Raw genomic sequence first — 13,238 nt, forward strand, 5'->3', positions numbered from 1 at the left:
GGGTGAAATTTTGTTAAAAGAATGCATAGATGTTTTCAAAAGAGAATTAGACTCTAAGGGAGAAAGACTACTATTAGATAGTTATATGCCAGCTGAAGGAACTTATATAATTGTAACTGAAGAAAATGGCAATTTTATTATTAAAGATGAGAATATAATAGATATAAAATATGATAATAAGACTAAAGAACCTATTAATAGTGAAAGTGAATTAAATAGAGTAAGAGTATTAGATTATAATAGTAAATTAATTGATATGAATAAGGCACTAGATTCTAAAAAGATAATACACAGTAATAATTATTTATCATTTTTTATAAAAAAAGATAAGTTTCCAACTAAAGATGGTGAGGAAAAAAAGTTAAGCCTTGATGTTATAGAAGGGTATTATTCAAATTTAATAAATCCATATCTTAAATATAAATCAGGAAAGCCAAAAGAAATATATAAATCTATAGAAGATAGTATTGGTGAAGTAAATATCAATGAAGCAAGTAAGATTAAAAAATGGATAATAGAAAATATATTTGAATTAGGAAAAGAATATAGTGGAAAAAATTATTTGAAAATATTTTTTGATTATCCAATAGAAGATTATATTAGAGAAAATAAAAGATATATTATTCCTAATATATATAATAAAAATGATTATAACTTTAAGGTTGGCGATATTGTATATGGATTGCCTAATGATAACATGGGATTAAATTCAAAAAAACCATATATAGAAAATAAGACTAGAAAAATGAGTATTCCAAACCTAGTCAATACTGAATATGTACTAATTCAGAGAAAGTTTTTTGATTATCTTATGAATTTTGCTACAGAAGGTAATGTTAATATTTATATAGGTGATAAAATATATGCAAGAAAAAATGGTGAGCTTCCTCCTGATAATGATTTTTATGGAGATTTTATGAGAATAAAAAAGGGTAAGGAGTTAGAAATTATAGCTTTTGATAAAATTGTAGGTTACCAAGAAGAGCTAGTAAAAAAAGTAGATTATAAGAATTTACTTGATGTAAATATAATAATCAATGAAGATGAGGTTAAATTCGATGAATATGGAAGGAAAGATGATATACAGAAGCTTATAAATGAAGTATTTTTCTCTAAATATTTAACAAACAATTATTTTACAGAAGCTAAGGATATTTCATTAAAGGATAGTAATGTAAAGAAAAGCCTATTAATAGCTAGGGAAGGAATATTTAATTGTCTATATAAAGGTGAGCATAATGGAATAAATAAATTACTTGATAAAGTTTCTATGAATTTAATAAAAGGTTCATTGGAGCTAGGAAATACTAATAAAGCAAATAAACAGTTTAATTTAAGATGGGCATTGAAAGGTTATTTTGAAGGAGGAAAGGATATGGCTATTATTATTAAAGATATAAAAGATATATTAAGAATAAAGATGAATTCTAAAGAAGATGTCTACATAGAAAATGATGATGAGTATTGCTTTGCAATAGGACAATTAGCATATTATTTTATAAAACAAAGTAAGGCGTATAAAAAGCCGCAATTTTTAATTAATAATTTAGTAAATACTAAAAATAATGATTTAGTTAAGAAAAATCTTAAACAATTATATAAAAGGTACAATTATAAAGAAGAAATGAATACTTTAAGGGTAAGAAATTTATATAGTATGATTTTAGGGTATGAATTAGATGGTAATTTAAATGATGATATGATTTTAGCAGGTTTTTTAAGTAATAGTTTATTTTATGAAAATAAAGAAAGTGAAGTAAGTGTGGGAGGAGACAAATAATGGATAAGAGAGTATATGGAGTAATAGGAATTTCATCAAAGATGGCAAATTGGAATGCAGATTTTACTGGATATCCAAAAACTACTTCAAATGGAGATGTATTTGGAAGTGATAAAGCATTAAAGTATCCAATGAAAAAAATGTGGGATGAAAATGGAGAAAAGGTCCTTTACATAAAGTCAATGACTTTATTAAGTAAAGAAGATAAAAAATCAAAAACTAAAGATGTATCACTAGTACCAAGAACACTTAAAGAACGTTATGAATTATTATTTGGCATTGAAGATTTAAAAACAATTAAAGATCAAACAGAAGTTTATAAAAATTTATTTAATGCTATAGATGTAAAGAATTTTGGTGCTACATTTGCAGAAGAAGGAAATAATATATCAATTACAGGGGCAGTGCAAATAGGTCAAGGGTTAAACAAATATGATGGAATTTTAGCAGATGAACAACAAATATTATCTCCATTTAGAGATTCAAAGGATTTAGAAAAGAAGCAAAAAGCTAAAAAAGATGATGAGGATATAGAAGAAGCTAAAAATTCTACACTTGGAACTAAAATCGTAACAACAGAAGCTCATTATTTTTATCCATTTTCAATAAATCCATTAGCATATAAGGATTATAAAGATTTAGGATTTACTGATGGGTATACAGAAGAGGACTATAGCAAATTTAAAGAAGCTGCATTAGCTTCAGCTACATCATATGCGACAAATTCTAAGTTAGGATGTGAAAATGAATTTGCATTATTTGTTGAAACAGAAAAAGATCTATATATACCTAATCTTTCTCAATATGTTACTTTTGAAAAGGGAAAAGATAAAGATAAGGATATGATATCAGTTAATTGTGGCAAACTTTTAAATTCTTTAAGTGAGAAAATCAAAAATATTGAGATATACCATAATCCATATACAACAACAATTGAATCAGATATTGAAGGAGCAAAGATTTTAGATATATTTACGAGACAAGAGGTATAAATAATGAAAATTTTAAAGTTTAGACTATGGGGAGAAACAGCATTTTTTAAAAAGCCAGATGTTAATACGTATTTATATTTTACTTACTCTAATATTCATAAGGTAGCCTTATTAGGGATGTTTGGAGCTATTCTTGGATATAAAGGCTATAATCAGATGCTTAAAGATGAAGAGTTTCCAGAGTTTTATGAAAAACTTAAAGATTTAAAAGTTGGAATAGAGCCTAAAGAAGGATCAAGAGGGATTTTTTCCAAGAAAGTTCAAGTATTTAATAATTCTGTTGGTTATGCATCGCAAGAGCAAGGTGGTAATTTAATAGTAAAGGAACAATGGCTTGAAAATCCTGAGTGGAATATATATGTAATAGTAAATTCTGTTGAAGCTGAAGAGTTGGAAGCATATATAAGAGAATGTAAAAGTACATTTATACCATATCTAGGGAAGAATGATCATATTGCTAATATTGAGTATATAGGGACTTATGATTGTAAAAAAGCAGATGCAGATATTGAAACTATAGATTCATTAGCACTATTAAAAGATTTAGATGTTAGTGATGATATTGAGGAGGTAGATTATCCCTATAAATATAGGGAAAATCTTCCTATATCTCTTAATAAAATAACTAATATGTACGAGTATGAAAGTTTTATTTATACCAATATGCTTATGGATGAGATTAGAACTGAAGATATTTATAACGTTGAAGGTAAAAATATAGTGTTTTTTTAGGGAGGGTCACACCCTCCTTAAATTTTAAAGGAGTATATTATGAATTATCTAAATGAAGAACAAATAATAGATATTAGCAAAGTAGTTAACTTAGATTATGGATTTTTTGCGCATAAGAAAAAAATAGATAATAAGATAGTTTATGAAAAGTTAATAGATCATATAGAGTTAGCCAATAAATATTTCTTAAATATATGTAATGAAAAAAATATTGATGAAATATTTAAGAAGTTTGAAGATATGTATTTAGAAGAAGTAAGTGAAGAGGGTAAATGCATATTTAGAGAATTATTAATTAATATTGTCAACTTTCATGATATAGGAAAGATAAATCCGAGATTTCAATTAGATAAAATGGATAATAAATTATTTAATTATGATGAATTTAAATCAGTAGGAAGCAAACATTCAATTATATCAACTGTTATATATATAGATTATTTTTGGCATAGAATGGATTCCTTAGATAGAAAGAATAAAAGTAGATTAAGAGAATTTTTATTTTTAAATGCATATTTAATTTCAAAACATCATGGAGATTTAGATTCATATGAAACTTTCATTAATTCATTTAAAGTTATTGATGGAAATGATGGAGATGGATATAGAGCTATAAATGTATTAGCGAAATATTATAAGGAAGTGTATAAGAAGGAGTTTAGCATTACAACAGAAGATGCAAGAAAGGGAGCAAGTATAGTATTAAAGAAAATAAAAAATAGAACTAGTGAAAAAGCTATGTATTTATATACATATGAAAGATTAGTTTTTTCTTTAATTTTAGCTGCAGACTTTTATTCAACATCAGAGTTTATGAATGAAATAACTATAGATAATTTTGGTAACCTAAATAATATAAATGAGTTTTATGATGTGTATAAAGAAACGGATATTTATAGAAGCATAAGAGCATATGAAAAAAATGAATATGGTAAAAAATATAACTTTTTAAATGAAAATAATATAAATGTTTTAAGAACAGAAATGTTTCTTGATTCAGAAAATGTTATGAAAAACAATCTTAATGGAGAAATATTTTATTTAGAAGCGCCTACAGGTGCTGGAAAGAGTAATATAGCAACTAATTTAAGCTTTAAATTAATAAAAGATAAAAATGGATTGAAAAAAATATTTTGGGTATATCCATTTAATACTTTAGTTGAGCAGAATAAGGAAAGTTTAAAAAAGATATATGAAAATAAAGATGAGATATTAAGGAAAATTGCTACTATAAACTCCGTTACACCAATAAAGGTTGATAAAAATATAATTGAGTCAGATGATGAATTTACTGATATGGAAAAATACAAGGAATATGCTTATGCACTTCTTAATAGACAATTTTTAAATTATCCTATGACATTGATTACTCATGTTGGGATATTTGATTCTATGTTTGGAAGAAATAAAAAAGATATATTTTCATTTCATCAATTAGCTAATAGTGTAATAGTATTTGATGAGATACAAAGCTATAAGCTGCAAATTTGGACAGAAATAATATCATTTTTTAAGATATTTGCTAAGTTGATGAATATAAAAATAATAATTATGTCAGCAACATTGCCTAATTTAGATATTTTAACAAATATAAAAGGAAATACAGTTACTTTAATAGAGAATAGAGATAAGTATTTTACAAACCCACTTTTTAAAGATAGGGTTAAGGTAGATTATTCGCTTATTGATAAAAGTAGAGATGAAATAGTAAATCATATTAAAGAAAATAGTAATAATAAGAAGAAAATATTAGTTGAATTTATTAAAAAGAGCACAGCATATGAAGTTTATGATGAACTTATTAATACGGAATTAGGATGTGAAGTTTTATTACTTACTGGTGATGATAATCAAATAGATAGAAGTAAAATGTTAGAAATAATAAAGTCAAAGAAATCTTGCGAAAAAGGAATTATTCTTATTTCAACTCAAGTAATAGAAGCAGGTGTTGATATAGACATGGATATTGGATATAAAGATATCTCAAGATTAGATGGGGAAGAGCAGTTTATGGGAAGGATAAATAGGTCATGCCTAAGAGAGGGAATAGTATATTTCTTTAATATAGATAATGAAAAGAGTATTTACAGGAAAGATATTAGGGCGGAGAGTGGATATACTCTTAAAAATCAGTGGGTTAAAGATGTATTGATAAATAAAGACTTTTCAATTTATTATAATGAAGTTATGAAAGAATTAGCAAATGAATATAATAACTCTACTAGCAGCAAATATAGTATAGAAGAATTTTTTGAGGAGATTGTTGCCGGATTAGATTTTTATAAAATTTCTGAAAGAATGAGGCTAATAGAGGATGATAAAAGAACAGTTTCTGTTTTCTTAGCAAGAACAATTGAAGATGAGTTTGGAAACATAATAGATGGAGTAGAGGTTTGGAATAAATATATAGAATTACTTAAGGATAAAAAATTTGAATATGCTGAAAGGGAAGTTAAGCTATCTGAGATAAGAGCTAAGATGAATTATTTTATTTATGAAGTAAAAGAGTTAAATATTTCTTATGATGATGTTATTGGAGAGTTATATTATATAGAGGATGGAGAAAAATACTTTAAAAATAAGAAAATTGATAAAGAAAAGATAATTACTGGTATAGGAGATTTTATATAGTGAGGGTAAATGGAACATTAATAAATTACTATTTTCACTGTAAAAGGCAATGTTATCTTCATGGTAATAGGCTAAATTTAGAGGATAATAGTGAAAATGTAAAAATAGGTCAGGCTATACATGAAGAGAGAAGTGAAAGAGGGAAAAACACTGAAATAACAATAGATAATATAAAGTTAGATAAATTAACTACAGAATACTTGGTAGAGGTAAAAAAATCAGATGCAGATGTTAAGGCTGCCACATGGCAGTTGATGTATTATTTAAAAGTATTGAAAAGTAAGGGAATAGAAAGAAAAGGAAAGTTAGAATTTATAGAGAAAAACAAAAGTGACAAAAAAATAATCATAATTGAACTAGATGAGGAAAATGAAATTAAACTAGATAAGTATGTAAAAGAAATAGAAGAATTAATTATCAATGATAAAATACCTGAAACTTTGAATAAAGGTAAATGCAAGAAATGTGCATATTATGAATATTGCTATATTTAGGGGAGAATTATGGGAAGTACAAGATATATAACATCAATGGGAGAATTAAGTAGAAAAGATAATTCATTATGTTTTAGAAAAGAAGGAAAAAATATATATATTCCAGTTGAAAATACAAAAGAAATATATTGTTTGAATGAAGTAAGTATAAATTCAAAGTTACTGGACTTTTTAGCTAGCAATAATATTGTTGTTCATTTTTTTAATTATTATGAAGGATATAGTGGAAGTTATTATCCTAAAAATCAGTATAATAGTGGTAAATTATTAGTAAAACAAGTTGAAAAGTTTAGTAGTGATAGACTTGTAATTGCAAAGAGTATAGTAAGTGGTATCGGAATTAATATTAAAGAAGTTTTATATCATTATTATAAACATAATAAAAAAGAAGTAAAGAAAACTATTGATTGGATTAGCAAAGAGTTTTTTATAAGAGTAGAAGATAGCAGCAATATTAAAGAATTGATGGCTGTAGAAGGGGAGCTTTGGCAAAGATTTTATTCGGAGTTTAAAAATTTTCTTCCAGAGGATTTTATTATGAATAAAAGAGTAAAAAGACCACCAGATAACCCTATAAATGCAATGATTTCATTTGGAAACTCTTTGCTTTATACTAAAACTATTTCAGCAATATATAGAACTCATCTTGATCAAAGAATAAGTTTCTTACATGAGCCATCTGAAGGAAGGTTCTCATTGAGTTTGGATATTAGTGAAGTGTTCAAGCCTGTAATAGTATATAAGACTATATTTGATTTAGTTAATAATAAGAAAATTCAAGTGTCAAAGCATTTTGATAAGAAAGTGAATTATTGTTTACTAAATGAAGAGGGAAGAAATATATTTATTACAGCATTTGAAGAAAGAATGGAATCAGTATTTAATCATCCCAAATTAAAGAGAAGAGTATCCTATAGAACAGCTATAAAATTAGATTGTTATAAGCTTATAAAATATATTATGGAAGATAAGGAGTTTATTCCTTTTAGTATTAAGGAGAAAATGTAATGGCAGGAAAGAAAAATTATAATTATGCATTTGTATTTTATGATGTAAAAGAAGCTAGGGTAAATAAAGTGTTTAAAGTTTGCAAAAAATATTTATCTCATTTTCAAAAATCGGTATTTAGAGGAGAGATGTCTCCCTCAAAATTAATTAGATTTAAAAAAGATATAAATAAGATTATTGATAAAAGTGAAGATTTTATATGTATAATTAAAGTTATGAGTGATGGTGTTTTTGATGAAGAGGTTATAGGAGTATCATCTCAAATATCGGGAGAGGAGTTAATTATTTAATTTACCAGGTGAAAATATAAGTATTTCTCTGTAATTTGTTAATATTACTGGTTTTTATACGGATTTGGTGATAGTATTATTTTAGAGATAATTCACTTGGTAAAAAAATTATAGAATGGCATATTTAGAGGAGTTGCAATAATGTTATAAAAATAAAATGGCTTTATTGCAATGGATTAACATTAACATTAGATGTATTTAAATGATGTAGGGATAACATTAAAAGTATATGCGAAATTAGGATTAACATTAACATTAGATGTATTTAAATATTTTCCCTATAGATCCTTCTAACTCTTGACTTATAGATTAACATTAACATTAGATGTATTTAAATTTCTAATAAAAAGCCTGAAAAACTAACTGAAAAAGAGATTAACATTAACATTAGATGTATTTAAATGTAAATGCTTGTGCTATTGCTCCTTCATCCTCTGAGATTAACATTAACATTAGATGTATTTAAATCCAACTTTTTCTAATAATCCATCAATAGAATACATGATTAACATTAACATTAGATGTATTTAAATGCAGAAAGAGATAAGAAATTTTCTGCTTTAGGAAGATTAACATTAACATTAGATGTATTTAAATTAATATAGTCAAGTGTTAAACCTCTTTAGTGAACAAGATTAACATTAACATTAGATGTATTTAAATAAAATTTCTTTGATAAGATTTTGTACATCAACCATAGATTAACATTAACATTAGATGTATTTAAATCCTCAAACATTTCTAATTGTTTTAGTGTTAAATCTGATTAACATTAACATTAGATGTATTTAAATAACATGACTTTAGAGCAACAAACAAAGCTATATAGATTAACATTAACATTAGATGTATTTAAATAGAAAATGGACATGCATTATGGCAAGGTGGTAGAACGATTAACATTAACATTAGATGTATTTAAATACGTAGGGTTGCCATTTAACATCTTTGTGATATTTGATTAACATTAACATTAGATGTATTTAAATTAAAGAGCCTAAAAGACAAAAAGCACATTTAAGTGAGATTAACATTAACATTAGATGTATTTAAATTGATATTCAAGCTACTTTAAAAAAAGAAAATATGAGATTAACATTAACATTAGATGTATTTAAATGCTAATAAATTTTGCTTTTGCACTAATAACTCTGTAGATTAACATTAACATTAGATGTATTTAAATTGCTTTCTATGTATCAGGCTTATGGAAGAAGCTAAGGATTAACATTAACATTAGATGTATTTAAATTCATATGAGTAGGGAAGGAGATGCTTGTTATGATTTGATTAACATTAACATTAGATGTATTTAAATATAACTTGAAATATTATCAATATTTCTTTGAACTTTGATTAACATTAACATTAGATGTATTTAAATTAACTCACGCCCTCAATATCTTTTATTGGGGGTTGATTAACATTAACATTAGATGTATTTAAATACAACTGAATCTACTGCTCTTGTTTTCTTTCCTGTGATTAACATTAACATTAGATGTATTTAAATGGAGTTGTATTTATGGATTTAATTAGCTTATCCCTAGATTAACATTAACATTAGATGTATTTAAATAAACTATATTGATTTGGTTAGAAGTGGGACAATAGGATTAACATTAACATTAGATGTATTTAAATAACAATAATGGTTCTACAACTGAAAGTATAACAATTGATTAACATTAACATTAGATGTATTTAAATAGGGGGATAAAGGCAATGGAATACAATTACAGAAATGATTAACATTAACATTAGATGTATTTAAATTAAGCTATATGCCCCTTATATTCTTGCCATTGGAAGATTAACATTAACATTAGATGTATTTAAATTTGTTAATGCTATTTTCAATTACTATAGCTGTATTAGATTAACATTAACATTAGATGTATTTAAATTTATTATCAATTACATTAACTTCGCCTACTGTAAAAGATTAACATTAACATTAGATGTATTTAAATAGCCTTAATTTTTCACCAGCAGTTCCTATTATTTCGATTAACATTAACATTAGATGTATTTAAATAGTGTAAGTGCAGATTTAGCATATGGGGTTAATAAGGATTAACATTAACATTAGATGTATTTAAATTCAATTGGTTCTTCTACACCAAATCCCATTCCTGTAAGATTAACATTAACATTAGATGTATTTAAATGTTGATTTATATGTATATGGAGATATAGAAAGCGATGATTAACATTAACATTAGATGTATTTAAATACATCATACCCCTCACCTTTAAAATATTCTTGTATCGATTAACATTAACATTAGATGTATTTAAATGATAATCTCCTTCTTGCATTTTCATATGATTTATTAGATTAACATTAACATTAGATGTATTTAAATAATGAAATGTTAATATCTCCAGTGATAACAAGTGCAGATCAACATTAACATTAGATGTATTTAAATAGCGCTTGGGAATTTGCATATCTTACATAATCAAGTGATTAACATTAACATTAGATGTATTTAAATAAGGCAATGCAATCAGAGGATGAAGGAGCAATAGCACGATTAACATTAACATTAGATGTATTTAAATACTTTTAATATCCTAACACTTCCCCCGCTAGAATAGGATTAACATTAACATTAGATGTATTTAAATTTATTATAAACAGACTGGAGATATAGCAACTTTAATGATTAACATTAACATTAGATGTATTTAAATTTGGATAGAAGATAAAGAGTAAAAGGGTGATATGAGATTAACATTAACATTAGATGTATTTAAATAGATGGACATGATATGTGGGATGATTTTAATTTTGGATTAACATTAACATTAGATGTATTTAAATTATTTTTAATTTGCTCATCATATTTTCTGTCTAAGATTAACATTAACATTAGATGTATTTAAATTATGAAGCCAGAACTATACTATACAAATCAGCTAAAGATTAACATTAACATTAGATGTATTTAAATTGGGTAGATGAAAAAACTGATAAAAATATAACTGGATTAACATTAACATTAGATGTATTTAAATTATTATCTCCTTATTATAGTCTTGTTACTAAAATTGGATTAACATTAACATTAGATGTATTTAAATTAATTTATCACCTCATTTTTATTTTTACCAAATGTAGATTAACATTAACATTAGATGTATTTAAATTGTAAGGCTTGTCTTACATCTTTGCCAAAAACAGCAGATTAACATTAACATTAGATGTATTTAAATGAAAATTCACCAACATTATCAATTTCGTCATTTCCGATTAACATTAACATTAGATGTATTTAAATATTTCACTTTCATCTAAGTTAATCCATTTATCTTCAGATTAACATTAACATTAGATGTATTTAAATCAATCAAATTCGAGAATGTTTTATTTAAATGAACCAGATTAACATTAACATTAGATGTATTTAAATAGCAGCTAAAAATGTAGCTATAAGTGCAATTCAAGGATTAACATTAACATTAGATGTATTTAAATCATGGTGTCATAGTGGTTATACAAATAATGTTGGTTGATTAACATTAACATTAGATGTATTTAAATAACAATGATACATGATCCATGGATGGGTATTTGGGGGATTAACATTAACATTAGATGTATTTAAATATAAAAAATATTTTATTGAATGTTACAGTAATGGGGATTAACATTAACATTAGATGTATTTAAATTTTTTTAATCCCTTAATATCCTTATTGCCAATCCAAGATTAACATTAACATTAGATGTATTTAAATGAAACTAAAGTTTCCCAGTGATGAACTTTCCCAGTAGATTAACATTAACATTAGATGTATTTAAATACAGTAATTAAAAGAGTGGTTAAGGAAGCGAAATAGATTAACATTAACATTAGATGTATTTAAATAATTATTATAAAGGCTAAATCCCATATTTAATCCAGATTAACATTAACATTAGATGTATTTAAATTAGATATATAGTTTCTAAATCAGAAGAAACTATAGATTAACATTAACATTAGATGTATTTAAATGGTTCTAAAGGAATTGCTCCAATAGTTATATGTTCGGATTAACATTAACATTAGATGTATTTAAATTTTTTCATCACTCCTGTTTTTTTAAATTTCTTCTACGATTAACATTAACATTAGATGTATTTAAATTGATCACTAATTTTCTTTTCTAAATAATATACTTTTGATTAACATTAACATTAGATGTATTTAAATCTTTCTATCGTTTCATCCCACCACCAATCATAAGAAGATTAACATTAACATTAGATGTATTTAAATTAAATCATCTTTAGCTGTATAGTAAGTAGGCTTGTGATTAACATTAACATTAGATGTATTTAAATTTTAAGTTCCCCATATTTTCATTTGTATTATTTAAGATTAACATTAACATTAGATGTATTTAAATAGTGTTATACTGTTCTTGTTTGATTTTGAAAGGTGATTAACATTAACATTAGATGTATTTAAATTTAACTGCGCCTTCTAAAACAACATAATGAGCATCTGATTAACATTAACATTAGATGTATTTAAATACATCTATATATCCATTATCTAAATTATACATTTTAGATTAACATTAACATTAGATGTATTTAAATGAAATTGAAGATACCGGAGTAAATACTTATAAATGTGATTAACATTAACATTAGATGTATTTAAATATCCATCCAACATGAGTGTTAATCATTTTCCCATTTGATTAACATTAACATTAGATGTATTTAAATGCTGATAAAGCTTCTTTTTGTTCCTGAATACTCTTAGATTAACATTAACATTAGATGTATTTAAATACAGTTATTGCTCTTTCTGATAGACATATCTTATTGATTAACATTAACATTAGATGTATTTAAATAATGCATTCATGGATGTGTTAGGTCGTAATCTTAAAGATTAACATTAACATTAGATGTATTTAAATTAATATGTGGATGCCTGCTTGCGGGAATGCTTCACGATTAACATTAACATTAGATGTATTTAAATTCCCAATTTACTAAATTAGGATTGAATGTTGAAGATGATTAACATTAACATTAGATGTATTTAAATATGGAATTTTCTTTTTATATTTAAAATGTTTTTCAGATTAACATTAACATTAGATGTATTTAAATGTTGTAACTTCTTTATCTACTGCAAATGATTATTTTGATTAACATTAACATTAGATGTATTTAAATTATCTTCTTTCCAATTCCAACATTTTCTCGAATGTAAGATTAACATTAACATTAGATGTATTTAAATACCTTATACAAATAAAAAATTTTTAAATGAAGAATGATTAACATTAACATTAGATG

7 protein-coding genes and 1 CRISPR repeat array are annotated in these 13,238 nt (G+C 24.9%); all 7 genes read left to right on the forward strand.

Annotated features, from left to right (window positions below):
• The first annotated feature begins 10 nt into the window (after positions 1-10).
• From Q0Y03_RS01090 to cas2, 7 genes are read left to right on the forward strand one after another with little or no spacing between them, the layout of a single operon-like run.
• On the forward strand, positions 11-1,780 hold the full coding sequence (locus Q0Y03_RS01090) for a type I-B CRISPR-associated protein Cas8b/Csh1 (RefSeq protein ID WP_297712016.1): 1,770 nt from the start codon (positions 11-13) through the stop codon (positions 1,778-1,780).
• Positions 1,780-2,772: a type I CRISPR-associated protein Cas7 gene (locus Q0Y03_RS01095; RefSeq protein WP_297712017.1), complete on the forward strand. Its 993-nt coding sequence runs from the start codon at positions 1,780-1,782 to the stop codon at positions 2,770-2,772. The genes Q0Y03_RS01090 and Q0Y03_RS01095 overlap by 1 nt, the downstream gene beginning before the upstream one ends.
• Before the next feature lie 3 nt (positions 2,773-2,775).
• Positions 2,776-3,504, forward strand: a complete 729-nt coding sequence (cas5b, locus tag Q0Y03_RS01100; protein WP_297712018.1) for a type I-B CRISPR-associated protein Cas5b — start codon at positions 2,776-2,778, stop codon at positions 3,502-3,504.
• A gap of 39 nt (positions 3,505-3,543) precedes the next feature.
• Positions 3,544-6,135: a CRISPR-associated helicase Cas3' gene (gene cas3 / locus Q0Y03_RS01105; RefSeq protein WP_297712019.1), complete on the forward strand. Its 2,592-nt coding sequence runs from the start codon at positions 3,544-3,546 to the stop codon at positions 6,133-6,135.
• On the forward strand, positions 6,135-6,629 hold the full coding sequence (locus Q0Y03_RS01110; RefSeq protein WP_297712020.1) for a CRISPR-associated protein Cas4: 495 nt from the start codon (positions 6,135-6,137) through the stop codon (positions 6,627-6,629). The genes cas3 and Q0Y03_RS01110 overlap by 1 nt, the downstream gene beginning before the upstream one ends.
• Before the next feature lie 9 nt (positions 6,630-6,638).
• Positions 6,639-7,637, forward strand: a complete 999-nt coding sequence (cas1b, locus tag Q0Y03_RS01115; RefSeq protein ID WP_297712021.1) for a type I-B CRISPR-associated endonuclease Cas1b — start codon at positions 6,639-6,641, stop codon at positions 7,635-7,637.
• Complete coding sequence (cas2, locus tag Q0Y03_RS01120) at positions 7,637-7,927, forward strand: CRISPR-associated endonuclease Cas2 (RefSeq protein ID WP_297712022.1); 291 nt, start codon at positions 7,637-7,639, stop codon at positions 7,925-7,927. Before cas1b ends, cas2 begins: the two co-directional genes overlap by 1 nt.
• Positions 7,928-8,101: 174 nt before the next feature.
• Positions 8,102-13,237: direct repeats of the CRISPR family, unit length 20 nt; unit sequence GATTAACATTAACATTAGAT.
• The last annotated feature ends 1 nt before the right edge of the window (position 13,238 follow it).

Source organism: Clostridium sp., assembly GCF_026168755.1.
In the GTDB taxonomy this organism is placed as follows: Bacteria; Bacillota; Clostridia; order Clostridiales; family Clostridiaceae; genus Clostridium.

What these genes read in the sequence shown, in the direction of transcription:
- Q0Y03_RS01095 (WP_297712017.1), top strand. Translation starts at nt 1,780, where the DNA reads ATGGATAAGAGAGTATATGGAGTAATAGGAATTTCATCAAAGATGGCA.
- cas5b (WP_297712018.1), top strand. Translation starts at nt 2,776, where the DNA reads ATGAAAATTTTAAAGTTTAGACTATGGGGAGAAACAGCATTTTTTAAA.
- cas3 (WP_297712019.1), top strand. Translation starts at nt 3,544, where the DNA reads ATGAATTATCTAAATGAAGAACAAATAATAGATATTAGCAAAGTAGTT.
- cas1b (WP_297712021.1), top strand. Translation starts at nt 6,639, where the DNA reads ATGGGAAGTACAAGATATATAACATCAATGGGAGAATTAAGTAGAAAA.
- cas2 (WP_297712022.1), top strand. Translation starts at nt 7,637, where the DNA reads ATGGCAGGAAAGAAAAATTATAATTATGCATTTGTATTTTATGATGTA.